The sequence below is a fragment of the Vreelandella lionensis genome (assembly GCF_002087295.1).
GTDB lineage: Bacteria > Pseudomonadota > Gammaproteobacteria > Pseudomonadales > Halomonadaceae > Vreelandella > Vreelandella lionensis.
In genome coordinates this window covers 14,058-40,749 of record NZ_MWVI01000038.1, presented here as the reverse complement: position 1 = coordinate 40,749, position 26,692 = coordinate 14,058, and the positions used below count along the sequence as shown (strand labels likewise).

19 protein-coding genes, 7 pseudogenes and 1 riboswitch are annotated in these 26,692 nt (G+C 58.5%); of the genes and pseudogenes, 20 read left to right on the top strand and 6 right to left on the bottom strand.

What is annotated here, in order from left to right; all coding sequences use genetic code 11:
* Positions 1 to 101: 101 nt before the first annotated feature.
* A complete protein-coding gene (locus tag B4967_RS04905) occupies positions 102 to 1,583 on the top strand; it encodes a glycoside hydrolase family 32 protein (protein WP_083023958.1) in 1,482 nt (493 codons plus the stop codon).
* Positions 1,584 to 1,604: 21 nt separating this feature from the next.
* Here the strand turns inward: B4967_RS04905 and B4967_RS04900 are convergent, their stop codons facing one another.
* The 4 genes and pseudogenes from B4967_RS04900 to edd all read right to left on the bottom strand — a co-directional run bounded on the left by B4967_RS04900 (position 1,605) and on the right by edd (position 6,353).
* Positions 1,605 to 2,570, bottom strand: coding sequence for a carbohydrate kinase family protein (locus tag B4967_RS04900; protein ID WP_083023956.1), 966 nt, complete (start codon positions 2,568 to 2,570; stop codon positions 1,605 to 1,607).
* Positions 2,571 to 2,614: 44 nt separating this feature from the next.
* Positions 2,615 to 3,484: an aldo/keto reductase gene (locus B4967_RS04895; RefSeq protein WP_083023955.1), complete on the bottom strand. Its 870-nt coding sequence runs from the start codon at positions 3,482 to 3,484 to the stop codon at positions 2,615 to 2,617.
* A 15-nt stretch (positions 3,485 to 3,499) separates the two neighbouring features.
* A pseudogene (gene glk, locus B4967_RS04890) lies at positions 3,500 to 4,465 on the bottom strand (glucokinase).
* A pseudogene (gene edd, locus B4967_RS04885) lies at positions 4,465 to 6,353 on the bottom strand (phosphogluconate dehydratase). The pseudogenes glk and edd overlap by 1 nt, the downstream one beginning before the upstream one ends.
* Before the next feature lie 348 nt (positions 6,354 to 6,701).
* Between edd and cobT the strand changes: the two are divergent.
* From cobT to B4967_RS04830, 11 genes and pseudogenes are all read left to right on the top strand, one after another.
* Positions 6,702 to 7,705, top strand: a pseudogene (gene cobT, locus B4967_RS04880) (nicotinate-nucleotide--dimethylbenzimidazole phosphoribosyltransferase); the annotation flags it as partial.
* Positions 7,702 to 8,691 carry an adenosylcobinamide-phosphate synthase CbiB gene (gene cbiB / locus B4967_RS04875; RefSeq protein ID WP_243470327.1) on the top strand — a complete coding sequence of 330 codons (990 nt, stop codon included), beginning with the start codon at positions 7,702 to 7,704 and terminating at the stop codon, positions 8,689 to 8,691. The pseudogene cobT and the gene cbiB, both read left to right, overlap by 4 nt.
* The gene (cobD, locus tag B4967_RS04870; protein WP_083023953.1) at positions 8,688 to 9,779 is read left to right on the top strand and encodes a threonine-phosphate decarboxylase CobD; all 1,092 of its coding nucleotides are present in this window, start codon (positions 8,688 to 8,690) and stop codon (positions 9,777 to 9,779) included. The genes cbiB and cobD overlap by 4 nt, the downstream gene beginning before the upstream one ends.
* Positions 9,763 to 10,329, top strand: coding sequence for a bifunctional adenosylcobinamide kinase/adenosylcobinamide-phosphate guanylyltransferase (locus B4967_RS18760; protein WP_083023951.1), 567 nt, complete (start codon positions 9,763 to 9,765; stop codon positions 10,327 to 10,329). The genes cobD and B4967_RS18760 overlap by 17 nt, the downstream gene beginning before the upstream one ends.
* A gap of 46 nt (positions 10,330 to 10,375) precedes the next feature.
* On the top strand, positions 10,376 to 11,101 hold the full coding sequence (cobS, locus tag B4967_RS04860; protein ID WP_243470326.1) for an adenosylcobinamide-GDP ribazoletransferase: 726 nt from the start codon (positions 10,376 to 10,378) through the stop codon (positions 11,099 to 11,101).
* The gene (locus B4967_RS04855; RefSeq protein WP_243470328.1) at positions 11,056 to 11,691 is read left to right on the top strand and encodes a histidine phosphatase family protein; all 636 of its coding nucleotides are present in this window, start codon (positions 11,056 to 11,058) and stop codon (positions 11,689 to 11,691) included. The genes cobS and B4967_RS04855 overlap by 46 nt, the downstream gene beginning before the upstream one ends.
* A complete protein-coding gene (locus B4967_RS04850) occupies positions 11,643 to 12,074 on the top strand; it encodes a bifunctional adenosylcobinamide kinase/adenosylcobinamide-phosphate guanylyltransferase (protein ID WP_083023946.1) in 432 nt (143 codons plus the stop codon). The genes B4967_RS04855 and B4967_RS04850 overlap by 49 nt, the downstream gene beginning before the upstream one ends.
* A 32-nt stretch (positions 12,075 to 12,106) precedes the next feature.
* A riboswitch (cobalamin riboswitch) is annotated at positions 12,107 to 12,341 on the top strand.
* 141 nt (positions 12,342 to 12,482) lie between these two features.
* On the top strand, positions 12,483 to 14,297 hold the full coding sequence (locus B4967_RS04845) for a TonB-dependent receptor domain-containing protein (protein WP_083023945.1): 1,815 nt from the start codon (positions 12,483 to 12,485) through the stop codon (positions 14,295 to 14,297).
* Positions 14,298 to 14,301: 4 nt separating this feature from the next.
* Positions 14,302 to 15,209: pseudogene (locus B4967_RS04840) on the top strand (cobalamin-binding protein).
* A pseudogene (locus B4967_RS04835) lies at positions 15,209 to 16,181 on the top strand (FecCD family ABC transporter permease). Before B4967_RS04840 ends, B4967_RS04835 begins: the two co-directional pseudogenes overlap by 1 nt.
* Positions 16,181 to 16,952, top strand: a pseudogene (locus B4967_RS04830) (ABC transporter ATP-binding protein). The pseudogenes B4967_RS04835 and B4967_RS04830 overlap by 1 nt, the downstream one beginning before the upstream one ends.
* A gap of 9 nt (positions 16,953 to 16,961) precedes the next feature.
* On the opposite strand, the gene B4967_RS04825 reads toward B4967_RS04830, so the two are convergent.
* Entirely contained in the window at positions 16,962 to 17,846 is an 885-nt protein-coding gene (locus B4967_RS04825) for an NAD-dependent epimerase/dehydratase family protein (RefSeq protein ID WP_083023943.1), read from the bottom strand.
* 143 nt (positions 17,847 to 17,989) lie between these two features.
* Between B4967_RS04825 and B4967_RS04820 the strand changes: the two genes are divergently transcribed.
* The 6 genes from B4967_RS04820 to rho all read left to right on the top strand — a co-directional run bounded on the left by B4967_RS04820 (position 17,990) and on the right by rho (position 24,297).
* A complete protein-coding gene (locus B4967_RS04820) occupies positions 17,990 to 19,297 on the top strand; it encodes a cobyrinic acid a,c-diamide synthase CobB (protein ID WP_083023942.1) in 1,308 nt (435 codons plus the stop codon).
* Positions 19,298 to 19,548: 251 nt separating this feature from the next.
* Entirely contained in the window at positions 19,549 to 19,989 is a 441-nt protein-coding gene (locus tag B4967_RS04815) for a YtoQ family protein (protein WP_083023940.1), read from the top strand.
* Positions 19,990 to 20,008: 19 nt separating this feature from the next.
* A complete protein-coding gene (cobO, locus tag B4967_RS04810) occupies positions 20,009 to 20,620 on the top strand; it encodes a cob(I)yrinic acid a,c-diamide adenosyltransferase (protein WP_083023938.1) in 612 nt (203 codons plus the stop codon).
* A gap of 964 nt (positions 20,621 to 21,584) precedes the next feature.
* On the top strand, positions 21,585 to 22,337 hold the full coding sequence (locus tag B4967_RS04800) for an endonuclease/exonuclease/phosphatase family protein (RefSeq protein WP_083023935.1): 753 nt from the start codon (positions 21,585 to 21,587) through the stop codon (positions 22,335 to 22,337).
* A 260-nt stretch (positions 22,338 to 22,597) separates the two neighbouring features.
* Positions 22,598 to 23,290: a Fic family protein gene (locus B4967_RS04795; protein ID WP_192859196.1), complete on the top strand. Its 693-nt coding sequence runs from the start codon at positions 22,598 to 22,600 to the stop codon at positions 23,288 to 23,290.
* Between the two features lie 50 nt (positions 23,291 to 23,340).
* Positions 23,341 to 24,297 carry a transcription termination factor Rho gene (gene rho, locus B4967_RS04790; RefSeq protein ID WP_083023933.1) on the top strand — a complete coding sequence of 319 codons (957 nt, stop codon included), beginning with the start codon at positions 23,341 to 23,343 and terminating at the stop codon, positions 24,295 to 24,297.
* 59 nt (positions 24,298 to 24,356) lie between these two features.
* On the opposite strand, the gene B4967_RS04785 is transcribed toward rho, so the two are convergent.
* Positions 24,357 to 25,556, bottom strand: coding sequence for a DEAD/DEAH box helicase (locus tag B4967_RS04785; protein WP_083023962.1), 1,200 nt, complete (start codon positions 25,554 to 25,556; stop codon positions 24,357 to 24,359).
* 231 nt (positions 25,557 to 25,787) lie between these two features.
* On the opposite strand from B4967_RS04785, the gene B4967_RS04780 reads away from it, so the two are divergent.
* Positions 25,788 to 26,210: a Replicative DNA helicase gene (locus B4967_RS04780; RefSeq protein WP_083023931.1), complete on the top strand. Its 423-nt coding sequence runs from the start codon at positions 25,788 to 25,790 to the stop codon at positions 26,208 to 26,210.
* A 10-nt stretch (positions 26,211 to 26,220) separates the two neighbouring features.
* Positions 26,221 to 26,689, top strand: a pseudogene (locus tag B4967_RS04775) (YehS family protein).
* Positions 26,690 to 26,692 lie beyond the last annotated feature (3 nt).

Here is a 26,692-nt window from a genome sequence, read left to right as displayed (position 1 = left end):
AGGCGACTCCCCTTCCTACTTGATTCTACACCTAAAGGGGATGGTTCAGAACATAAGCAGTCGTGATACGCTAACTTAAACGATTAAGTTAAGGTTTAAGCATGACGTTAGTGGATTTTGAGCCCCAGCGCCCGGCGGTGCATTTTGCGCCGCCGATGGGGTGGATGAACGACCCCAATGGGCTGGTGTTTTTCGATGGAGAGTACCATCTGTTTTATCAGTTTCACCCGTTCAGCACCGTTTGGGGGCCAATGCACTGGGGACATGCGGTAAGCCGTGACCTGTGCCACTGGCAGCATTTACCCATTGCGCTGGCACCCAATGAAGAGGGTGCCTGCTTTTCGGGTAGCGCCGTGGTGGATGAGCACGATGTCACGGGGCTGTTTGACGGCCAGCCGGGGCTGCTGGCGTTTTACACCTGCCACCGGGTGCTCTCAGATGACCCAGAAGATTACCAGCAGTCCCAGTGCTTGGCGTATAGCCGCGATAAGGGCCGTACCTGGCAGCGCTACGAGGGGAGTCCGGTTCTGCCACCGCCTGGATTTAAAGATTTCCGCGACCCTAAAGTGGTTTGGCATGGCCCTAGCCAGCGCTGGGTGATGGCGCTGGCCTGTGGGCAGGAGATTCACTTCTATCCCTCCCACAACCTGCTGGAGTGGCAGTTTGCCAGCGCCTTTGGCGAAGGCGAGGGCGCGCATACTCAGCACCCCTGGGAGTGCCCGGATCTGTTTGAGCTGCCGGTGGACGGCGCTGGGCCGGATGAGCCCGCCACGCGCTGGGTGCTGGTGGTGGGGATTGGCGCCACGCCGGATAACCCGTTTGGCTCGTTTACCCAGTACTTTATCGGCGAGTTTGACGGCCAGCGTTTCACCAATGACAACGCTTCTGACGCCGTGCTGATGATGGACGAAGGGCGGGATTTTTACGCGGTGCAGAGTTGGTCTAACACGCCTGGTCGGCAGCTTGCGCTGGCGTGGTTGAACAACTGGCAGTACGCCAATCATGCCCCCGAAACGGGCTGGCGAGGCACCATGAGCCTGCCCCGAGAACTTACCTTGCGCGCGACTTATTGTGGGGTGCGGTTACATCAGCGTTTTGCTCGCGAAGCAGCTCAAGCGCTCAGCGCCCTAAGCCACATATCGCCTCGCTCGCTTCAAACGGCAGGGGAGCACTGCATTGCTTTGCCAAAGGGCGCGGCGGTTTACGGCCAGCTGACGCTGGTGCTTAAAGCAGGCACAAGACTGGCGCTATCGCTGCAGCAGGGCTATCAGCAGCGGCTATGGCTGACCGCAGGTGAATCAACAACGTCGCTACACTATGAGCGTCAAGGGAGTAACGGTCAGGCCGCCTTTGATGAGCACTTTGCCTGCGATCACGCGGCGGGAAGCGTCGATGGGTTAACGGTGACGGTGAGGTGGTGGTGCGATCATGGCACGCTGGAAATGTTGATCGAAGGAGCCACCGAGCAGCGCAGCATCACCCAGGTGAGCTTTGTCGATCATCGCCGTCAACCGGTTATGCTGGAAGTCGTCAGTGGGCGGGTGGATGTGGCGGAAGGGGTTACCCAGAGCGTCGTCGAGTAGCGAACTCGACGACGCTGAGTGCTAGCCTGCCGAACTGCGCAGGGCTTCAATATCAGCGTGGGTGGGCAGTGCGGCATACGCGCCGGGGCGGGTGACCGCGTGGGCGCCGCAGCGGCAGGCAATGTCCACTGCGCGGGTGAGAAACGCGCTGTCCTGGTGCCAGCTCTCGCTGATGCCGTAGCTTGAAAGCTCCGCGAGCAGGCCGCCAATAAAGGCATCGCCACCGGCGGTGGTGTCCACCGCCGTGACGCTGGGCGGCGTCACGGTTTGGTCAATGCCGATGCCTTTGAGTACCACATTATTGGGGCCGTCGGTAATCACAATCACCTTCACCCCTGCGGCCATGCGCTCGGCGAGCCACGCCTCCTTTGGGTGGTCGCCGCGCAGGTAGTCCAGCTCTTCGAGAGATACTTTCACCAGCTCGGCGCTGTCGATCAGCTCGGTGACCAGCCAAGTATCCGCAGCGCCCTCTGCCCATAGGTTGTGGCGCAGGTTGGCGTCCACGCTCACAAGGCAGCCTGCGCGCTTGGCCATGGCGGCAATCGCGAGAGTGGTCTCGGCAATTTCGGGGTCGGTCAGGCTGTTGCTGCACAGGTGAACGATGGCGGGCTGCTCGAACACGCCGTGGGGAAGGTGTTCCAAGCGGTAGAGCAGGTCGGCGGCCGGTGGGCGGTAGAAATCGAAGGTGCGCTCGCCGCTGCTGTCGCGGGAAACAAACGCCAGCGCCGTGCGCGCCTCTTTGGTGAGCACCACGCCCTGGGTATCTACACCGTGGCTTTTCAGCTCACGAATTAGAAAGTGCCCAAAGGTATCGTCACCTACCATGCCCAAAAACTGGCTGGGCACGTTGAGCCGCGCGCAGGCCACCGCCACGTTGGCGGGCGCGCCGCCAGCGTAGGGGGTAAAGGTTTCCGGCCCTGTGTTATCGCCCAAGCGGCTCGAAAGCATATCAATCAAGGCTTCACCGAAAGCAATCACCGGCGTCATAGGTCTTTCCTTGTCATTATTAGCATTAATGTTGAGTGGGCGTACTAAGCGACGCAGTGGCCGCGGGCGGCCTCCAACAGTTCATACCAGGCTTCTCTGGGCAGCGTTTCCGGGCCGTTCAGCATATCGGCGATACGCTCTGGTTTCACGCTGCCTACCACCGGTGCCGGGCGGCCGGGCAGGGTGCGCAGCCATGCCATCGCCAGCGCGCCGGGGGTGCTGTTAAGCTCGCCTGCTAAACGGTTCAATACGCGGCTCACCTCGCCCTGCATCAGTTGGCCGCCCGCCAGCGGGGACCACGCCATGGGCGCATGGCTATCGGCACCCAGGTCGTCAAAGCTGCCGTCAAACAGCGGCGCGCTATGGGCAATGGAGAGTTCGATCTGATTGGCCTGAAGCGGGTGATGCATATGGCGTTGCAGCCGGCGCCACTGGCGGGGAAGATGGTGGAAACCCCCCGCCGCGCCAATTTTACCCGCCTCGATGGCGTCATCCAGCGCGCGACCCGTGGCAGCGGCATCCATCAGCAGGTCCGGGCGGTGAATCAGAAAGTGATCCAGGCGCTCGACGCCCAAGCGGCCCAGCGCATCGTCAATGGCGCGGCCTAGGTAGTCCGGGCTGGCATTGTAGTGCTTTACCTTGCCGGAACCCGGTGCCGGGTTGTCGTTGGCGATGCTGGCTTTGGTGACGACATTTAGCCGCTTAGCCAGTGCCGGGCGGGCGCGCAGCGCTTGGCCAAACAGTGTTTCGCATGCTCCGTTGCCGTAAATGTCGGCATGGTCGAACCAGTGCAAACCCTGCTCTAAGCGAGCTTCGATCCAGTCGGCCAAATGGCTCGCTTGGTGCATCTCTTGTGCTTCATGCAGGCGCATCATGCCGAGTACAAACGGCACGTTGAACGTAACAGCAGCCATGGCGTTTCCCATCAATTAAAAGACTTCTTCGTTATGTAGCGCTTCGGCGGCCACCAGCAGGCCGGTCCACGGGTGAGTCACAATCCACACCGGGATGTCGGCGTTGTAAGCGCCCATGCGCCCTTTATTGACGAAGCTTGCGCGCAGCTCGCACTTGGGCAGCCAGTCCAACAGGCGGGGCAGAATACCGCCGCAGAGATACACGCCGCCGCGCGCACCCATGGTCAGGGTGGCATCGCCGCACACGTCGCCGAGAATTTTCAAAAAGCGCAGCAGGGTAGCCGTGGCCAGGGCATCGCCCTGGTTGGCCGCCTGGGTCACCTCGGCGGGGGTCTCTCAGCGCGGCGTTTGGCCTTCCAGGGTGCAGTGGGCTTGGTATAGCTCTAGCAGCCCCTGGCCGCACAGAATGCGCTCGACGCTCACCCGCTGGTGGCGTTGTAAGAACACGTCCAGCAGCGCGCGTTCGGTGGTGTCGGTAGGCGCAAAGGTGACATGACCGCCTTCGGTGGGCAGCGGAATCCAGGCGTGCTGGCCGGGGAACACCCCGGCCACGCCTAAACCGGTACCAGGGCCAATGAGCAAGCGGGTCGAGTGCGACTGGGCTTCACCAGGCTGCACTTCCACCAGGTTATCTTCCCCCACGTGGGGAACGCCCAGTGCTTGGGCGGTGAAGTCATTGATGACTTTAAACAGCGACAGATTCAGCGCCTGCTGAACGTCGCTTTTCATAAAGTCCCAATGGTTGTTGGTCATTTTCACCCGCTCGGCGTGCACCGGGCAGGCGAAGGCCAGGCACGCTTCTTGCGGGGCGTTATCGCCCGTTGCGCCTACCCGAGCGAGATAGTCCTGAATCGCTTCGATCACGCCGGGGTAATCGGCGCAGGGCAGGTTAAGAATGTCGTGGGGCGTGACCTCACCCGGCGTGACCAACGCCAGGCGAGCATTCGTGCCGCCAATGTCCCCGATTAATGCCGGTCGCATCAGGCGTCCTCTTGAAAAATCTGACCTTCTTGACGAGCGAGATCGTCGGCTTCAAAGCCGCCCAACGAGCCCGCGCCCTCTTCGCCGCGCATTGCCAAGTGGCGGAAGCCCGAGAACAGCTCGCGGCCCAGGCCAACGTGGTAGTGGTCAAGGTTCGCCACTACGCGCTCGCGGTCGGCCCAGGTGGCCGCATCCACTTTGGCTTCCAGCGTGCCGGCGTTGGCATCCAGGCGCACCACGTCACCATCGCGCAGCTTGGCCAGCGGGCCACCGTCCAGCGCTTCCGGGCTCATGTGGATGGAGGCGGGCACTTTGCCCGACGCGCCGGACATGCGGCCATCGGTAACGAGAGCGACCTTGAAGCCACGGTCCTGGAGTACGCCCCGGAAGGGGGTGAGTTTGTGCAGTTCGGGCATGCCGTTGGCTTTGGGGCCTTGGAAGCGAACCACCACAATGACGTCGCGGTCCAGGTCGCCCGACTCAAACGCCGCTTTCATTTCGTTCTGATCCTCGAAGATCTCCACCGGCGCTTCTACTACACGGTGCTCTTCGGCTACCGCCGAGACTTTGATGACGCCACGTCCCAGGTTGCCTTTCATCACGGTCAGGCCGCCGGTGGGGGCGAAGGGTGTAGCGACCGGGCGCAGCACTTCTTCGTCCAGGCTGTTTTCCGGGCCTTCGCGCCATACCACTTTGCCATCTTCCAGGAAGGGCTCTTGGGTGTAAGCGGTCAGGTCGGTGCCAAACACCGTGGGAATATCGCCGTGGAGCAGGCCCGCGCCCAGCAGCCCGCGGAACAGGTAGCTCATGCCGCCCGCTGCCTGGAAGTGGTTAATATCCGCCTGGCCTTTGGCGTACACCTTCATGATGCTGGGCGTGACCGCTGACAGATCGGTGAAGTCGTCCCAGTTGAGGGAAATGCCCGCCGCTGCCGCCATAGCAATCAGGTGCATGGTATGGTTGGTAGAGCCGCCAGACGCAAGCAGGCCGACCACGGCGTTGACGATGGCGCGCTCGTCGATTTGCTTATAGAACGGACGGTACTCGCCGCCGGGTTCGGTGTTGCGAATGGCCTGCTCGGTGGCGTAGCGGGTGAGCGCTTCGCGCATCTCGGTGCCCGGGTTGACGAACGAGGTGCCCGGCAGGTGCAGGCCCATCACTTCCATCATCAACTGGTTGGAGTTGGCTGTGCCGTAGAAGGTGCAGGTGCCGGGGCTGTGGTAAGAGTCGGACTCCGCCTGCAGCAGCTCCTCGCGGCCCACTTTGCCTTCGGCGTAGAGCTGGCGAATGCGCGCTTTCTCTTTGTTCGGCAGGCCGCTGGGCATTGGGCCAGCGGGTACGAACATGGCGGGCAAGTGACCAAAACGCGCCGCGCCGATGAATAGTCCGGGGACGATTTTATCGCATACGCCGGGGGAAAGAGCGGGATCAAACATGTTGTGCGATAGGCCCACGGCGGTGGCCATGGCAATCACGTCGCGGGAAAACAGCGAGAGTTCCATGCCCGGCTGGCCTTGGGTTACGCCATCGCACATGGCGGGTACGCCACCGGCAAACTGCGCGGTAGAACCCATGGCGCGGGCGGCCGCTTTAATGGTTTCCGGGAAGGTTTCAAACGGCTGGTGGGCCGGGAGCATGTCGTTGTACGAAGAAATAATCCCTAGGTTGGCGCTGTTCATCAGCTTCAGGGAGTCTTTCTCCTGGGCGCTACAGGCAGCAAAGCCGTGGGCCAAGTTACCGCAAGAGAGTTCAGAGCGGTGAACGCCGCGCTTGTGCTGGTCCGCCATGCGGCGCTCATACAGGGCGCGTCGCTCGGCAGAGCGCTCACGAATACGTTGGGTAACCTTGCAACCGTAGGATTGAGTGTGGCGGGTGTTGAACCAGGCATAGAGACCTCTGCATGTGTAGAGACGGTGAATCCAGATTTGTAGTTATTTTACATCTTATGGCGTCGATATAAGAGACTTTACGGCAATAAAAACGCTATTTATAGCTTAAGTTGTAGTTTTATTACCCTAATGGATAACAACTATCGCCGTGGCACATGATGCTTTGATGAATGATAGAAAAAAACGGTGCGCAAGCGCCTGTTTGGCGTTTAAAGCGCAAGTATAGCAGTCCTGCTTTTGCTACTATCTTGCGCCACCAGCCTGGGGGGAATTGCGATGGTTAACGAGCCGACCGCTGAACAGCGGCTTCAAATACTGCTGGCACGCATCAATGCGGTGGACCCGCCGCCGCTGAGTGCAGCCGTGCTTATAGCGATACGCTCACCAAGCCCCCCGGTAGTTTGGGTCGGCTCGAAGCGCTGGCCATTCAGCTTAGCGCCATCACCGGCCAAGCCGCTCCTTTCGTTTCGCCGCCGGGCGTGGCGGTATTTGCGCCGACCACGGCGTGGCTGAAGAAGGGGTGTCGGCTTTCCCTCAAGAAGTGACCGCGCAAATGGTGGTTAACTTTGCTCACGGTGGGGCAGCCATTAACGTCTTCGCCCGCCAAATTGGCGCGCAGGTAGAAGTGATTGATGTGGGCGTGGTGTCATCGCTTTCATTGCCGGGCGTGGTCGATGCCAAAGTGCGCGCCGGTACCGCCAATATGGTGCAGGAAGACGCCATGAGCCGTGAGGAAGCCCTGAGCGCTATCAATGTTGGTGCCGATTCGGTAGGGCGCTTGGCTGAAAAGGGCGCGAAAAGCATCATCGTCGGAGAAATGGGTATTGCCAACACCACCGCCAGCAGCGCGATGCTGGCGGCGTTCACCCAAGTGCCAGTCGCAACAGTGGTAGGGGCAGGAACCGGCATTAATAGCGCCCAGCAGGCGCATAAAGTGGCGGTGATTGAGCAGGCGCTTCACGCCCGCCAAGCCGATAGCAACGACCCTTTAGATGTGCTGAGTAAACTCGGCGGGTTAGAGTTCGCCGCCATGACGGGGGCCTATTTGGCCGCTGCCGCCCATCGGCTACCCGCCATTGTGGATGGTTTTATTGCTACCGTCGCCGCACTAACGGCCTGCCGGCTGTGCCCAGCGGTGCGAGGCTATCTCATTTTTGGCCATCGTTCTGAAGAGCCGGGCCACGCCACCGCGCTAGAAGCGCTTCAGGCCGAGCCGTTGCTGGCGCTGGGTATGCGTTTGGGTGAAGGCAGTGGGGCGGCGCTGGCGTTCCCGCTGGTGCAGGCGGCGGCCGCCATGCTGAAGGAGATGGCCACCTTTACTCAGGCCGGTGTTAGCAGTCACACCGCATGAGTTTTATTACTGATGGGATGCCTGCCGCAGTTATCCTCGTCGCCGTTGCCATTCTCATTGATCTGCTAGTGGGCGACCCGCGCTGGTTGCCACATCCTGTGGTGATCATTGGGGGGATGATTAGCAGCTATGAGCGGCTATGGAATCGGGGCACGGCGCGGCAGCGCAAGCTAAGCGGTGCTTTCCTAACCGTGACGGTAGTGGGGGGCGTGTGGTTGTTTAGCTGGCTGTTTCTCTTAGTGCTTGCCAGGCTTCACCCTGGGTTGGCGTTGATAGCCGAGCTGTGGCTGCTTTCTACGACGCTTGCGATAAAAGGTTTGGGCGATGCGGCCCGTGCGGTGTCAGCACCGCTTAGCAAAGGCGATTTGCCCGCTGCACGCCAAGCGCTGGCAATGATTGTAGGACGCGATACGCAACGCGTAGAGGAAGCAGGCATCACCCGTGGCGCAGTGGAAACCGTGGCTGAAAATACCGTAGATGGCATCACGGCACCGCTGTTTTTTGCGCTTATTGGCGAGGCACCGTTAGCGCTAGCGTACAAGGCGGTGAATACCCTGGATTCGATGGTGGGCTACCGTAACGAACGCTTTAACGACTTTGGCTACGCATCGGCAAAACTGGATGATGTGGCTAATTGGCTGCCCGCACGGCTGACGGCGCTCTGTTTATGGCTAGCGGGCAGCGGCTTGATAGGGCGAGGTGTCACCGTATCACGCTGGCGAGGCGCGCTGGCCGCCACCTGCCGGGAAGCGCCGCGCCACCCCAGCCCCAACGCCGGTTGGCCGGAAGCGATGGTGGCGAATTTGCTGGGCGTACAGTTAGGCGGCACTAATTTTTATCAGGGTGTGGCCTCCCATCGGGCGACCTTGGGGAGCGGGCAAATGCCGCTCAACGTGGCGCATATTTGCATGACGCTGCGGCTGATGCACGGCGGGTGGCTGCTGTTCTTCACCTTAGCCGCGTTGACTCTCTGGGGGCGGATATGACTTCCACTCCCTGGCCAAACCATGGCGGCGACGCAGCGGCGCTATTGAAGCGCTTTGGGCTGCCTGCGGGACACCCGTTCGAGGATGTGAGTGCTAACCTCAACCCGCTGGGGCCGCCGCCCTGGTTGACGGATTGGTTGGCTGATCATATTAGGGGGTTAAGCCGCTACCCAGAGCTCACCTACCACGCCGCACGACAAGCCATTGCCGAGCACGAGGGCGTGGCGCCAGAGCAAGTGCTGCTCACCAACGGCGGGGCGGAAGCTATTTTTCTTGCTGCTGCCCACCACGCTGGCCAGTGCGCACTGATTGTGACACCAACCTTTGGCGAATACGCCAGAGCCTGTGCAGCGCATAGTCTTACTGTGACGGAATATGTGCTTGAGGCACCGCGGTTTGAGGTGCAACCGGCGGCGTTAAACGTGCGGGCTGCTAAAGCAGATGTGGTGTTTCTATGCCGCCCCAACAATCCCACCGGCACGCTGATCTCCGCTGTGGAGATTGAGCGTTTGCTCTCGTGCATGCCTACCACGGCAACGCTGGTGGTGGATGAAGCCTTTATTGATTTAGCCATAGACGCTGAGCCGCTCACGCCGCTGCTAGCCCGCTATCCGCAGCTTATGCTGCTGCGCTCCATGACCAAGTTTTACACCCTGCCCGGGCTGCGCCTGGGTTATGTGTTGGCCAGTGCCGCGCACATTGCCGCCCTGGCACGCCATCAGCCGCCCTGGAGCGTCAATCACCTCGCCGCCGAGCTAGTGGCACCGCTGCTGGCCGATGTGGTATTTGCTCAGCGTACCCGGCAGTGGCTTGCCAGTGAGCAGCCGCGCATGGGGCAAGCGCTGGCCGCCATGGGGCTTGAAGTGGTGTCTAGCCACAGCTGCTTTTTTCTCGTGCGCCCTGGAGCTGAGCTGTGCCAGCGCGGTATTTCCAGCGTGCTGCTGCTTGAACGCTTGCTTTATACCGGTATGCTGGCGCGGCATACCTATAGCTTTTCAGGGCTAAACGGTGGTTGGCTGCGGCTGGCTGTGCGCGATAGTTCGGCAAATGATCGATTGTTAAAGGTGTTACATGATTGTGTTTGTTAGTGGGGGCGCGCGCCCCGGTAAGAGTCACGTCGCTGAACAGTGCGTCCTGCAAGCCGCCAACGGTAAGCCCTGTTTCTATGTGGCCACCGCCAGTGTCTATGATGATGAAATGGCTGAGCGGGTAGCGCATCACAAAGCGGAACGGTCCACCTCCAGCTCGGTGTCTTCTTGGGTAACGCTGGAAGCACCTTTGGCAATTGATCAAGCGGTGTCCCAAGTGCCGGACGGTCACGCTGCCCTGTTAGATTGCCTTACTCTGTGGGGTAGTCAGGTCATGTTTCATGAGGAAGACGACGAGAGCGAGCCGCTTTCCACTACCGAAGGCTTTTCTCTTTTAGTGCGCTGCCTACAAGATGCCCGAGCGCGGAATATTACTTCAGTGATTGTCTCCAATGATCTTAACGAAGCGCCGCTGCCGAACGGGTCCGAAACGCTGCGCTACGTGGAGTTTTTGCAAATGCTTCACCGTTGGTTGGCCACCGAGGCAGATAGCGTCATTGAGGTCGTCGCGGGCCAGCCCATCGAGTGGAAGGCGGTCGCAAATTTGTGAACAACGTCATGTATGGCGGGCGCTCGCCCTACAATTTCTCACTCGCTTGCCCATTCCGGTGGCCTGCCCCTGGGCACCCGATACCCGACGCTGGGCTATTCGCGCCTACCCGCTAGTGGGCCTGCTGGTGGGTGGCGTGCTAGCACTGGCCGCGCTGCTAATAGGGCAGCTGCATACACCTACGCCGATCACCGCGCTGCTGTTGCTTAGCGTGTGGGTGGCGTTAACCGGCGGCTTGCACTTGGATGGCGTGATGGACCTGGCCGATGCGCTGGGCAGCAACCAGCCGCTGGAACGGCGCTGGGAGATCATGAAAGACCCACAAATCGGCAGCTTCGGTATGCTGGCGCTGCTGTTTTTGCTGGCCTGGAAGGGCGTGCTGCTCTGGGCGCTGCTGCAGTATCACGCGCCGCTGTGGTGGCTGGTGATCGTGCCTGCGCTAGGGCGCTGGGCAGGTGTGGCGCTACTCATACTCACCCCGTGTGCCCAACCACGCGGCCTGGCTTGGAGCTGGCAGCAGTCGCTTAGTCGTCGTAATGTTGGGCTAGCGCTGGTGCCGCTTCTACCGCTGGCGTTGGCATGGCCCACGATGGCGCTATGGCTGGTCGCAGTCGCGTGTTGGTTAGCGCTGACGCGTGCGGCACTGCTGCGTCTATTTAACGGCATTAACGGCGATATGGTCGGTGCCACCATTGAAGGAGGAGAGCTTTGGCTACTGGTCTTAATGTGGAGTTGGTGGCAGTTCGTCACGGTATCACCGCCTGGAATTTAGAGCGCCGTTACCAGGGCCAGCGGGATATTCCGCTGCTGTTTCCCGATGCGGAGGAGGGGCTGCTAACGCTTCGGAAAGCCCTGATGGATGAACGCTTTGACGCGATTTATGCCAGTGACCTTGGCCGCTGCCAGCAAACGCTGGCGTGGTCACAAGCAGCAAAACCGGGTATACCCATCTATGCCGAACCGCGCCTACGAGAGCTTGATTTTGGCGAGTACGAAGGCAAGGTTTACGATGAATTAAAAGAATTGCCGCACTATCGCGCCTGGATTGATAGCGCCGGAGAGCTGCAAATTCCCGGTGGAGAGTCTTCTGGCCAGCTGCGCGAACGTCTAGATGCTTGGCTCGACGATGTCGCGGCACACACTCAGCAGTATGGCTATCAAAAAGTGTTAGTGGTGACCCACGTCGGTGTGATTCGTGAGCTACGCCGCCGTTTTGAAACCCTCGATTTTTGGGAGAGGATTGTGCATCAGGCCCAAGGACGGCGCTGGCAGCTCGCGTATCAGGCAGGTGAGGATGGAAAAGGAGAATGGCAATGCAACTATTCATCGGCGGTGCCAGTGCAGGTAAGCGCGATGCTGTAAAACAACGCGTTCCCGGTGCGGGATGGTGGCGCTTAGCCCCTGGCCAGCGCCTTCCCGAGGTCGCCCACGTCATGCTGCCGAATACGCCGCTGGTGCTCCACGGCTTGTTTGAGTGGCTCACCGCCGCGCTGGATTCTGACTTCAGCAGCGACGAGTGGCGAGCCCAGTGGCGGGAAGATTTACAGCGCCTAAACCAAACCGCCGCAGAGGATAACGTCGCGCTGGTGATTATTGCCAACGAACTGGGTCGTGGCCTGGTGCCCATCGCCCGAGACCAGCGCCGCCTGCGCGATTTAAGCGGCTGGTTCACCCAGGATGCCGCCGCCCACGCTGAGCAGGTATGGTACGTGCGCCACGGCCTATTACAGGCGCTGAAAGGCTAAACGGTAAATTGACCAACCTCTAACAAGTTGCTAGTTTACGCGCACTCTCAGGTGCTGGTGGCACTAACGCCATCAGTTAAACGGGAAGTTGGTGAACGCTTTTTGTGAATCCAACGCTGCCCCCGCAACGGTGATCGAGATAAGAACGGCTAGAGACGCCACTGTGCTTACGCATGGGAAGGTGGTCGTTCGGAAAGGTATGGCGCTTACGTTAAGCCGCCCCTTTCGCTCGTCAGCCCGGAGACCGGCCTAAGAGTGATGGCTTAGAGAAGCCACGAATTACCGGCATGCGGAGGGCATGTGCAGGGCGAATACCAGAGGCGTTCAGCCGCTGCTTTCCCTTGTGTGCCCCTGCCCGGTCACTAAAAACACGCTGTGCGGGTGAGCACAGCGAGCAAGGGACCCACCATGTTTAATCGTTTTTACACCCCCGTCACTCTGGCGGCGTTCGCCATGGCCGCTTTGCCAATGGCCGTCCAGGCGCAGGCGCAAACCTCGACGCAAACGGCAGGCACTGTCAGCTCGCTTAATCCAGTGTCCGTTACGGCTGCACTGGCACCGCGCACCGCCAATGAAAGCCTCTCATCGGTCACGGTGATTGATGAAGCCACCCTGCGCCGCCAAGACCCCGTGAGTATTACCGACCTGCTGCGCGGCCAGCCGGGCGTGGACGTTTCCAGTAACGGCAGCTTTGGTAAGAACAGCAGCGTCTTTATTCGTGGCACGGGCAGTGCCCAAAACGTACTGCTGATCGTTGGTATTCGCCTGAATTCAGCCACCAGCGGCGGTGCCGCCTGGCAATCGCTTGAGCCGCGCATGTTTGAGCGCGCTGAAATCGTGCGCGGCCCCCGTGGCAGCCTCTATGGTGCCGACGCCATTGGCGGTGTCATTCAACTTTTTACGCCAGAAGGCCAAGAAGACAGCCCCCAGCCGCGTATCTCCGCAGGCGGCGGCTCGTTCAATACCCAGCGCCTAAGCGCGGGGATTAGTGGGAAAGAGAGCGGCACCCGCTACAGCTTCTCTGGTAGCCACTTCAATACCGACGGCCAGCCAGTGCGTCGTGATGGCGACGACAAAGGCTACGACAACACCTCTGCGCTGGCACGGGTCTCTCACACGTTTGATAACGGGGCAGAAGCGGGCGTATTGGCCCTGCGTGCCCGCGGGCACAACGAGTACGACGGTGGGGAAAACGATTTTGTCCAGCAGGTCGCAGGCGTGTACGGCGAGCTGCCGCTGGCCGACAACTGGCGCAGCCGGTTAACGCTCAGCGAAGCCCGGGATGAAAGCGATAACTTCGCCGAGTTTGGCGACTCCGTTTTTAACACCAAAATTCGCACCGCCCGCTGGGAAAATACCGTGACTGCTGGTGCCCACGAGCTAGTGGCTGGCGCCGAGTACAGTGAAGACCGTGTAGACAGCACCACCTCATACGATGAAACCAGCCGTAGCAATGCCGCCGTCTTCACGCAGGCGCTGCTGAATTTCTCGCCCTTTATGCTACAAGGCAGCCTGCGCTTTGATGATAACGAATCTTATGGTGAAGAAGTCACCGGCAGCGTCGGCGTGGGTTATGAGCTAGATGGCCACCACACGCTGCGCGCCAACTACGGCACGGCGTTTAATGCCCCTACCTATAACCAGCTTTATTACCCCGGTTTTGGCAACCCGGACTTAGAATCTGAAACCTCCGAGTCGGTTGAAGTCGGTGTGCGCGGCCAGTATGCCCGCTGGTTCTGGGATGCGGCGCTTTACCAAACCGATATCGACAACCTGATTGCGGGCCAAGGGCTACAGTTTAACGTGCCGCAATCTCGTATTCGCGGCGCTGAGCTTAGCACTGGCGTAGAAGTGAATGAGTGGACGCTGGCCGCCGCGCTGACCTACACCGACCCTGAAAACCGCCTGACCGGCAAGCGCCTGCAAAACCGCGCGTCACAAAGTCTGCGCCTAGACGTAGACCGCGAGCTGGGGGAGTGGTCCGTGGGTGGCTCTTGGGTCGCGCAAAATCATCGCTACCGCGACGCGGCCAACGAAGATCGCCTGAGCGGGTATGGTTTAGTGAATCTGCGTGCAGGTTGGCAGTTTGCGCCGCTGTGGAGCGCTCGGGTAACGTTAGAGAACGTGCTAGACCAAGACTACGTCACCACGCGCTCGTTTGACGGCGCTGACTACATCAACGCAGGCCGGGCAGGGTTCTTGAGTGTTCACTTTGGCCAATAAGCTAATGCAGTTCGGCGGCGCCCTTGGCGCCGCTTTGTTATGGCTGGGTAGCGGGTTTGCTAACCCGCTGCACGGGGATAACCCCAGCCGCTGCGCGGTAGACGACCGTGGGCGGGAAGTGTGCTTGCACGCTTCGGCCAACCGCATTGCCACGCTTTCACCCGGTGCGACGGAACTCACCTACGCCGCAGGCGCAGGAGATCAGGTGGTGGCCGTAGTGAGTTACAGTGGCTACCCGCCGGAAGCCCAGGACGTGGCCTGGTAGGCAGCCATACCCGAATCGATTTGGAAGCCCTGGTCGGGCTTGCGCCTGATTTAGTCATCGGCTGGGTCACCGGTAACCCCGCCGAGCAGATGGAAACCCTCGAAGCGCTAGGTATGCCGGTGTTCTACATCGAGCCGCGTAGCGTGGAAGACGTCGCCCACACCATTGAGAGACTGGCCCGTTTAGCGGGAAGTGAACCAACGGGGCGGCAGGCGGCTAGCGAGTTTAGAGACGGCATGGTCGCGCTTACCTCTCGCTATAGCGAACGCGATCCGGTCCCAACCTTTTATCAGGTGTGGGACGAGCCGCTGATGAGCGTTAATAACGAACATCTGATTGGTCAGGTAGTAGAGCTTTGCGGCGGCGAGAACGTCTTTGGCGATCAGCACCGTTTAGTACCGCGTTTAGACGATGAAGCCGTGCTGGCAGCCAACCCCGAGGCCATTATTGCCGGAGGCATGGGGGAGGAGAACCGCGACTGGCTCACCCACTGGGAACAGTCCCCCAATCTTGCCGCCGTAACGGGCGATAACCTCTATTTTGGGCCCCCTTCTTTAATTCAGCGGCCCACGCCGCGCCTAATGGAAGGCGCACAGATTCTGTGTGACAAGCTTGAACAAGCCCGCCAAAAGCGCGGGGCCTCTTAATGGTGGCGCGCCTGTGGCAACCCCTAGGCCTGCTGGCGCTGATTGCCGTGGCCGCCATGCTGTTTTCTCTGGCAGTGGGCAGCGCGCAGCTTTCGGCAGCGCAGCTCTGGGCGGTGGTGCAGGGCCAGGGCGATGCGCTGGCGCGCACCATGGTGATTGAACTTCGCCTGCCACGGGCGCTTTCCGCCTTTGCGGTAGGCGGGCTGCTGGCGGTGGCCGGAGCTTTAATGCAGGTACTTCTGCGCAACCCGCTGGCGGACCCCTACGTGCTGGGGCTTTCCGGCGGGGCATCCATCGGTGCGCTGGCGGCCATGCTGGCAGGCGTGGGCGGCGTGCTGATGTCCGGCTCGGCATTTATAGGCGCGCTGCTTTCCACGTTCTTAGTGTTTGGCTTAGCCCACGGCAGCGGCGGTTGGACGCCTTCCCGGCTGTTGCTGACTGGCGTGGTAGTAGCAGCGGGGGGGGGCGCGGGGGTTACCCTGATGCTCGCGCTAAGCCCCGCCGATCGGCTGCCGGGAATGCTCTATTGGCTGATGGGGGATTTATCCTACGCCCGCACGCCATGGCCGCCTTTGCTGCTGTTGATGGCCACCTGCGTGCTACTGATACCGCTGGGGCGCAGCCTCAACGTGCTGGCCCGAGGCCCGCAGCAAGCGGCTGCCCTTGGCGTAGATGTTCGCCCGCTGGAGTGGGGCGTCTACATTGTCGCCAGCCTATTAACCCGCCGCCGCCGTGACCACCGCAGGCAGCATTGGGTTTGTGGGGCTGGTAGTGCCCCACATGCTGCGCCTGCTGTGAGGCAACGCCCAGCGGTTGATTTTACCCGCCTGCGCCCTGGCAGGCGGCACGCTGCTGGTACTGGCCGACACCTTAGCGCGAACGATGATTGCCCCTGAACAGCTCCCCGTGGGCGTGATTACCGCGCTGCTGGGCGTGCCCACCTTCCTCTTTTTGCTCTACCGGAGCCGCTGATGACCCGCTTGGCGACTCAAGACCTGATCATCAACGTGCCGGGGCGCAGCGCAGGCACGGCGCTGAACCTCACCATCGAGCCAGGGCAGGTGTGGGGCGTGCTTGGCCCCAACGGGGCGGGCAAAACCACGCTGCTGCATACGCTGGCGGGGTTAAACGCCCCCCGTTCAGGGCAGGCGCTGATAGGCAACACGCCGCTTAGCCAACTGCGCAGGCGGCAAGTGGCGCAGCAGCTAGGGCTGGTGTTTCAAGAGCGTCTAGACGGCTTTCCCGCCACGGTGCTAGAGACCGCGCTGATTGGCCGCCACCCGTACCTTTCCCTGTGGCAGATGGAAGGTGCCGACGCCTACGCCCGCGCCGAGGCCGCCCTGGAAGCGCTGGATGTGGCGCATCTTCGCCACCGCTTGGTCAACACGCTTTCCGGCGGTGAACGCCAGCGGGTAGCGATGGCGACGGTGCTTACCCAAGCGCCCAATATTTGGCTGGCGGACGAACCCCACCAACCACCTGGATTTACACCACCAAAGCGCAGTAATGGCGCTAATGGCCGAGCAGGCCGCCCAGGGCAGCGCGGTGATGATGTGCCTGCACGATTTGAATTTAGCCGCCCGCTGGTGCGACCACATTCTGCTGCTCTACCCCAGCGGCGAAGCCTGCTGGGGCTCACGGGACACCATGCTGGTGCCCAGTGCGTTAGAAAGCCTCTACCGCCAAAAGCTCGCGGGGGTCGAGGTGGAGGGCGCGCCAGTGTTTGTGCCGATAAAAGGGTAACGCTTAGTGCTATAGCTCTTCCCGCCACGTATGGCGGGGCGCGAAGCCGACTAGTCGACGTGCTTTTTCGTTGCTGTAGAACGTCTCGAATTCGCCCATGTCTTGCTTGATGGGGACGCCAGCATAGAAGCGCTCGATCACTTCAGCGTTGGTTAGGCCAACCGAGAGATCGTCGTTGGCGACGTTGAACACTTGGTAGCCCAGGCCGTCCGTTTTCAGGCAGCAATCGACCATCTGGCCCAGGTCGCGGGCATCTATGTAGGCGAAAATATTGCGGCGACGTAGGGCCGGGTCATCCATGTAGGCCGGAAAATTCTGACGGTACTCGTGGGGCTCAATAACGTTGTTGATGCGTAGGCCGTAGATGTCGATGCCCGAACGCGCCTGGAAGGAGCGTGCGGTCACCTCGTTGACCACCTTGCTCATCGCATAGCTATCTTGAGGCACGGTGGGGTGCTCTTCATCGACGGGGAGGTAGTCCGGTTTCTTCTCGCCATCGGCAAAACAAATGCCATAGGTGGTCTCGCTGGAAGCGAAGATCACCTTAGGAATGCCCAGCTTGGTGGCGGCATCCAGCACGTTGTAGGTGCTCAGCGTATTGATGCGGTAGGTCTCATTATCCGGCCGATGCAGGATGGCGGGAATGGCGGCGAAATGAACAATGGCATCGTAACGCGGCACGCCGGTGCCCGGTTCAAGCACTTCGAAACCTGCGTAGGCCTGGCACGCATTGAACACTTGGCCTGCATCGGTCAGGTCGGTTTTTAGAGTCGTGATGCCGGGCACGTCGGATACTGCCCAATCCAGATTGGTGACGCGATGACCTTGATCGCGAAGATAAGCAGTCGCATGGCGGCCAGCCTTGCCGCTGCCGCCAGTAAACAGAATACGCATGCGGAAAACTCCGGTGAGTGAAACAGAGCGGAACATAGAATCAAACGAAGACCTTCACCTTAGCAAAGAAAGGTTCGACCCGCAGACACTCAGCCGTTAACGCATGGACATGGAATCACCATTAACCGATAAACAGGATCGTTATGTTCCAGGGAAAAGCACACGCAGCGCTCATCAGCGCCCCCGGTTCGGGCCAGGGAAAATCTATGGTGACGGCGGCGCTGGCGCGGCTGCACCGCAACGCCGGGCGCACCGTGCGGGTATTCAAGCACGGCCCCGACTACCTAGACCCCATGGTGCAAGAGGTCGCTTCCGGCCAGCCGGTGTATCAGCTTCACCCCTGGATGACCGGCGAGCATGAGTGCCGCTGGCGCTTAGCCAAAGCCGCCCAAGAAGCCGACGTGATTTTGGTGGAAGGCTCTATGGGGCTATTCGATGGCTCGCCCTCCAGCGCGGACTTAGCCATTCTGGCGGGCATCCCCGCGCTGCCGGTGATCGATGCTTGGGGCATGGCACAAACCTTTGGCGCGGTAGCGCAGGGCTTGGCCAACTACCACCCCGATCTCGCCATTCACGAAGTGATCGCCAACCGCATCGGCAGCCCCGGCCACGGCAAGCTGTTGAATGAGGGCATGCCGGAAGGCATTGCGCTGTTGGGCGCGATTCCCCGTAATGACGCCATGAAAATCCCCGACCGCCACTTGGGCCTAGTGCAAGCCAGCGAGCTGAGCGGCCTGGATGCCCAGCTAGACGCCGCCGCCAACGTGTTAGAAGACGCCGGGCTAGGCCGCCTGCCCAAAGAAGTAACGCTAAGCGCTGATGCCCCCAAGCCCGTACCGGACTATTTGCGCGGCGTGCGCATTGCCATCGCCAAAGACGACGCCTTCGCGTTTATCTACCGCGCGAATCGCGATGTATTAGAAGAGATGGGCGCGACGCTGCACTTCTTCTCACCGCTCAACGACGCAGCACTACCAGAATGCGACGCGCTCTGGCTGCCCGGCGGCTACCCGGAGCTGCACGCCGCCCGCTTCAGCGCTAACCAGCCCATGCTAGAGGCGATCAGCGCCCACCACCGCGCAGGCAAACCGATACTGGCCGAGTGCGGGGGGCTCATGAGCTGTGTTGAGCAATTAGTCGATGGCGAAGGCAGTGCCCACGCCATGCTTGGGCTGCTGCCCGGCACCGCCAAAATGGCCGGTAAGCTGACAGCACTTGGGCTGCAAAGCCTACACACCCAAAGCGGCGAACTGCGCGGCCACACCTACCACCACTCGCTGTTGGAAACCTCCATGCAGCCGCTGGCCCGCACCCGCAAATTGGCAGGCAGCGAAGCCGAACCGATCTACCGTGATGGCGCGCTGGTAGCCAGCTACTTCCACGGTTACTTCCCTTCAGCGCCTAAATTGGTGGCGGATATCTTCACCGGCCAAGCGATAGGCTCTGTCTGAAAACTGGCTGCGCTCGGCCATACGGCGTTAAAAATCGGCTCAAAGTACTCATTTACAACATGTAAACTCCGTCTTTTCGCCGATTTTTGCCTTGTCTGACCTTCGCTCGCCGACTTTTCAGACAGAGCCTAGCGTAGTTATAGATAGGGGAAAGCGCAGCGACCGGCCTAAAAATATGGAAGGTTTTTCCATAAAGCAGCAGTGGGCTATCATAGAGCGGCGAGACACTCCCCAACCCTAAAGGAGCTACCATGAGCTTTTACGTCTACCTTTCCGGCGAGATTCACACTGACTGGCGTGAAGAGATCCAGCGCGGCGCAGAAGCGGCGGGCCTGGATGTGGGGTTTACCGCCCCGGTGACTGACCACGACGCCTCTGATGCCGCAGGCGACCACCTGGGCAAACCGGAGAACGGCTTCTGGCGCGACCACCAGTCCTCCAAAGTGAACGCCATCCGCACCCGCACGATGATCGAACAGGCGGATTTAGTGGTGGTGCGCTTTGGCGACAAGTACAAACAGTGGAACGCCGCCTTTGACGCAGGCTACTGCGCGGCACTGGCCAAGCCCTACATCACGCTGCACAGCGAAGATATTGTTCACCCGCTGAAAGAAGTCGACGCCCAAGCACAAGCCTGGTGCACCACCACCGATCAGGTCGTGGAAACTCTGCGCTACGTGCTGAAAGCGTAAAACACCCCAAGGAGACCCCATGCGCGAAAATGCCAAAACCCCAGAACGCCATGCCCAGCGCATGGCGGCCAAGCAGAAAATCATGAACGAGCGCATTGCCCGCGCCGATAAAGAGCAGGGCATCTTGCTGGTGCTTACTGGCCCCGGCAAAGGCAAAAGCAGCTCCGGTTTTGGCATGCTCGCCCGCGCCCTTGGCCACGGCATGAAGGTCGGCGTGGTGCAGTTCATCAAGGGCGCGTTCAGCACCGGCGAAGAAGCCTTCTTCCGCAACCTGCCCAACGTGGACTACCACGTAATGGGCGAAGGCTACACCTGGGACCCCCAAGACCGCGAACGCGACGTCGCCGCCGCCAACGCCGCCTGGGAACAAGCCAAGCGCATGCTCCAAGACGACAGCTACCACATGGTGCTGCTCGACGAACTCAACATCGCCCTACGCTACGAATCCCCCGACCTAGACCAAGTCCTCGACGACCTACAAGCCCGCCCCGCCATGCAACACGCCATCGTCACCGGCCGCTACGCCCCCCAACAACTCATCGACCTCGCCGACACCGTCACCGAAATGAAAGTGGTCAAACACGCCTTCAAAGACCAAGGCATCAAAGCCCAGAAAGGGATTGAGCTTTAAGGGGCAGTGGAGAATCGTAAGTGGAGAATGGTGAGGGGATGATAATCGAACCCTCATTACCCTGTGCTATGGCTATGGCTATGGCTATGGCGGCCTGAAGTTGTAGGAGGGAGCTTCAGCTCGCGATGATAAAGCCACATAGCCCAATCCTGTAGCGCGGCGTAACGACTGAGCGAGAGCAACGAGCGAAGAAGGCACCCGCGAAGGCGGCGTTCAGCCGCCCATCCACCACGCCATAAGAAACCACCCACCTCAAGTGCCGCACTCACTAAACCATCCACCCCTTAACCCAGCACAATTTCCCCAAAAATCTGCGTGACCAAAGCAAAATTTATGAATAGTGTATGATCAAATCGTAAAAACAAGCGGGTACGCGAATTTTGTATATGCTGATATGCGCGATAAATAGTGTAATTTAAACAGCAGTTTACGGTCGTTAGGGTGGCTATGTAACATCAATTATCATGTTGGTACGTTCATTAGTATTATGCGGAAGGTTATATAATCACTCTTAGCTGGCTAAAGAAGGGGTCGAATATGATCAGAGGAACGATATACCTCGATTACAATGGTGAGCCTCAGTTTAAGGTTGATGTGAATCATTTCATATGGCGGGAGAATGAGGTTGTATTCGATTTTTCGGGTTCTGATGATGGCGCCCAGTACTCGGGTAGCTGTCGGCTGGTACGAAATAGCAAAGCATTTGAGGGCGGCGCATCTTATTGGTATGACGGAGAATCGAATGAGCATAAGGCTAGGGTAATACTCACCTTGGGCGTAGACGATGGCGTAATCTCAGCAACTGGAGCCTGGACCGATGATGGAGAAACTGAGCCATATGATCTTGATGTTGAGCTCCTTAATGACTGTAGCTAACAAGGTCAGTCACGGTGACGTCTTTTTTATTGCGGCTTTGCCTCCATTACAAAGCCGCGCTTGCTAGCGACAATAACTGTCCGAATCTATGAGAATCGTAACCTGGAACTGTAATGGAGCACTGAGGCGGAAACTTGTGCAAGCAGATAGCTTACAAGCTGACATTTTGGTGGTACAAGAGTGTGAAGACCCTGGGCTATCGACTCCCAGCTATAGGGAGTGGGCCGGTTCGTACCTGTGGTTGGGCGATTCAAAAAACCGTGGTATAGGCATTTTTCCCCGTAACGGTCATCGGATTGAAAAGGTAGATTGGAACGGCAGATTTTCTGTACCTGGGCTGTTCAGCGAAAGTGAAAGCCTAAACTGGAGTACGGAAGACCTCAGGCTCTTCCTTCCCTTTACCATCGACGGAGATTTCACTGTGCTTGCTGTCTGGACGAAGGGGCGCAATGAAGAGGTGTTTGGTTACATAGGTCAATTATGGAAGTATCTACAAATCCATCGAAAAGATCTAAGTGGGTCAAAGACAGTTATTCTCGGTGATTTTAATAGCAATGTGCGCTGGGATAAGCCTGACCGTTGGGGGAATCACTCGGACGTAGTTGCCGAGCTTGGTGAGATGGGGTTCAAAAGCCAATATCACCGAGCCTTCGAGGAAGAGCAGGGTAGTGAGACCAGCCCAACTTTTTTCTTGCAGCGAAACCGCCAGAAGGCTTACCACATTGACTACGTTTTTACCTCGGCCGATCTCACGGAAAAGTGTTCTCTGCAGATCGGCCAGCACGATGACTGGATTTCAACAAGTGACCATGTTCCATTGACGCTGTGCATCAATAGTTAATCAAAATTATCTGTAGCTCTCATGGTGCTCATGGTTTTAATGTCAGGGGAAAAGTCAAGGCGGCGTAAGTCGTCTGGGTAAGCTAAGGCGTTAATTGAGATTGCGTTTCGTCATCCTGAAGTTATTCGTGAGGATTTCGGGCTTAGCGCTAACAAGACGCGCAACAGTAAAATTCTCTTTAAACCGTGACCAAAGAGCCGCAAGCCGTCTTGAGAGCCTTAGCGTAAACCACCACCTTATGCCACCCATCAGGAGCTAATATGTGGGACATGAAACCCAATTTACCTCTGGCCGTACAGCTGGCTAAAAGAGATGTGCCTGCTCTGGTTTACGATGCGGTGAATCTGGAAGGCGTTGCCATGACGCTGCCTGAGGTGCAGACCATTCTTGATGGTATTACCGTAGGTGGGCATCGCATCAGCGATCAGAACATGGCGATCAACCAAGCCAAAGCGTGGGCGTTCATTTTTGATTTGGTCGAGCAGGGTGAGTTTACATTCGACAAAAAAACGGCTCTGAGTATTCACGAGATCGCCGGAAAAGAAGAAGCGTTAGAGTGGGGTAAGTTCCGTTCAGGTTATGTCACTATCGCTGGCTCTGAGTATGAGCCGCCTGCTCCCGATGAGTTAGATGCAACATGGCGAGAAGTTGAGCAACAAGTCTACGGTGAGACGGATGTTTACGATCAGGGCATCACGGCATTTTTACAAATGGCTCGCGCTCAGTTTTTTTGGGACGTCAACAAGCGCACTGGCCGTTTCATGATGAACGGTATCTTGTTGGCTAACGGCTTCCCGGTGATCAACGTGCAAGCGAAGCGGCAGCAGGAATTTAATACATTGATGCTCGATTTTTATTCATCGAACGATATGCGAGCGATGAATACATTCCTGCGAAGCTGTTTAGATGAAAAAATTACTCGTAACTTCACGCTAGGCCTCAACATGGGTTAGCACGGGGGTTAATCATGAACACCCAAATTTAAAAGGCAATCCACCCTACCATGACCCGCAAAACCCTAAGCCTAAAAACCAAAAGGCCACCAGAGCCCAAACCCACCAACGACGTCGAAGACCCAACCACCAACGACCCCATAACACGCTTCCTAAACGGCACCGCCATCCATCCTTCCCCACGCCTGTATCTAGCGCCTAGTGATCAGCCGCGCACAGTGCGGGCGATGGATTTGATCACGCCCATCGGCATGGGGCAGCGGGGGTTGATTGTGGCACCGCCCGGTTCTGGCAAAACGACGCTGTTAAAGCATATCTGCCAAGCCGTGGCGGAGGCTTACCCGGATATAAAACTGTACGCCTTGCTGATTGATGAGCGCCCGGAAGAAGTCACCGATTTTAAGCGCAGCGTGTCGGCGGAAGTGCATGCCTCATCGTCCGATGAAAGCTATGCGAACCATGTGCGGATGGCTGATCAGCTGCTGGATACGGCGCGTCAGCAGGCAGGCGAGGGGCATGATGTGATGATCGTGATCGATTCACTCACCAGGCTTTCGCGGGTTCATAACGCCGAGCAGCGGGGCAGTGGGCGCACGATGTCGGGTGGGTTGGATGCCCGGGCGATGGAAATCCCTCGCAAGCTGTTTGGCGCGGCGCGAAAGATTGAAAACGGCGGCTCGCTCACTATTCTGGCCACCGTGCTGGTGGATACGGGAAGCCGTATGGATCAGGTGATTTTTGAGGAGTTCAAGGGCACAGGCAATATGGAGCTGGTGCTATCACGGGACGTGGCTAATCAACGAATTTTCCCGGCGATTGATATTGCAAAAACCAGTCCCCGCCGTGAAGAGCTGTTAATTGATGCAAAGGAGATTGAAAAAGTACGCACGCTGCGCAGAGCGTTGACACCGCTTAAGCCTGTTGAAGGCGCGCAGAAGCTGCTTACGCTGCTGGAAAAATACCCGACGAATGCGGAGCTGTTGAGCGCTTTTTCACCTGCTGAGTAACGTAGAAGCTCACCCATGACTCCTGAATTTAACTAATAGGTGAGCTTCTTGGTTAGCGCTTAACGGCTGCTTTTTTTAACGTGGTTCAAGTTAGACGCGGGCACGGCTTTTTTGACCGGGAAGCCTTCCACTTCTTTACGCTCAATCGTGTTTTTCAAGCGCCTTTCAATCGCACACAGGTTTTTAAAGTCGCTGATATCGACCAACGAGATAGCTTCACCGGAGGCACCCGCTCGGCCGGTGCGGCCAATGCGGTGGATGTACTCTTCTGGCTGGAAGGGTAAATCGTAATTCACCACACGGCTGAGTTCACCAATATCCAACCCCCGCGCGGCGACGCCCGTAGCTACTAGGTACTTCAGCTCGCCCGATTTGAACTGATCCAAAACCTTTTCACGCATGGCCTGGCTTCTGCCGCCATGGATGGAATCCGCTTGAATACCGCGTTTTTCCAACTGAGCCACCAGCTTGGCCGCGCTGTGTTTTTTCTCGACAAAAATCAGCGCCTGATCCCACGCTTGCTCGGTGATTAGGTGGCTCAACAGGGCGGACTTAGTGTCTTTGTCGACTGTGATCAGCCACTGTTTGATGGTGGCGGCGGCGCGGACGTGGGGCGTAATGGAGATGTTCGCCGCCATATCGGTCATTTTGCTGTCTGAAAACGCGTGGGCGATGGCGCGAACGTCGTTGGTCATGGTGGCCGTGAACAGCAGGTTCTGTCGGTTCTCCGGCAGGCGCACGATGATTTTGTGGATATCATCCACAAAGCCCATATCGACCATTCTGTCTGCTTCGTCCAGCACCATGACTTGCAGTTCATCAAAGTGGAGCGCGCGCTGATGCGCCAAATCCAGCAGCCTGCCCGGTGTGGCGACCAGAATATCCACCCCTTCAATCAAGCGCTCTTTTTGCGGAGCGGTATCTACACCGCCATACGCGGCCATTGAGGTGAGCTGGGTATGCTTGGCGTATTGCGCCACGCTGGCTTCCACTTGAACCGCCAGCTCGCGGGTGGGCACAAGGATGAGTGCGCGAATGCGTTTACCGCGCAGCGGCTCTGCGGCTTTACTGAACTGCTCCAGCAGCGGCAGCACAAAGGCAGCGGTTTTGCCCGTGCCGGTTTGTGCGGTGGCGATTAAATCTTTGCCCGACAGAATGGCAGGAATCGCTTGTTCTTGGATGGGCGTTGGCGTTTTGTAACCGAGTTCGGTAATCGCCTGAACGAGAGGGCTGGATAAGCCTAGTTTTGAAAAGGGCATGAGAAGCTCTGACAGAGTGTCGTAAGGGGTGTCGAAAATAAAAAGTGGTGCAGCATAGCGTAAAATCAACCGTTCGTTGCTCGAATACGCGTTTATTTCCATCCAACCTTTCCCCCGTACCCCCATCCCCACAAGGTATAATCCCCCCATTCACCCAGAAGCTCACGCGTGCTGGGTTTGTTATGCGTCTGTTTTGCGTCATCTGTTACTGAGCAATAGGGGTAGTGGTCCATGATTAACACCAAAATTTACAAGGCAGTGTACGAACTCGCCGAAAAGCTGATGAAGGCCGCTGCCAAAGATGACCGTGCCACCTTTGAAGCGCTGTATGCTGAGCTGCAGGCGATCTGCACCGAGCACGAGAACACCGAGAAAGACCACCCGGAGCAGTGGGAAACCCTGGCCGACTTCACCGAAGAGCTAGAAGACGCGCTGCCCATCTACCAAAAAGCGCTGGATAAGGCGGTAGCGAAGCAGTCTAACGACCACATTGCCTCGATTGGTTTTTCCATGGCGGCCCTGCAAGTGGAGCTGGGCGACACCCAGGCGGCGATTGAACGCTTGCAGCAGGCCCAGGCCAGTGCCCACACTATTGAAGATAACGAACTCAAAGCAGAAATTGATGAGCTGCTGGCAACATTAACTACCGGTTAGGAACCTGATTTTGACCAATAACGATATTTTTCGCCGTATCCGCTACACCTTTGATTTAAAAGACAACACCATCGTGGATATCTTCGCGCTAGCAGAAGTGCCCGTTACCCAGCCGCAGGTCACCGCGTGGCTGAAAAAAGACGAAGACGATGCCTTCGTCACGATGAAGAACCGCGAGCTGGCCGCGTTCTTGAACGGTTTCATCAGCTTTAAGCGCGGCAAGCGAAGGCCCGCAGCCTGCGCCACAATCGCAGCTGAACAACAACATGGTGTTCCAGAAGCTGCGCATTGCGCTGAACATGAAGGCCGATGATGTGCTGGAAGTGTTTGAGCAGGTGGGACTGCCGCTAAGCCACCATGAGCTCAGCGCGTTTTTCCGCAAGCCGAGCCATAAGAACTACCGTGAGTGTAAAGACCAAATGCTGCGCAATTTCCTGATGGGCATTCAGCTCCAGCTGCGCCCGAACGATAAAGGCTAAGCG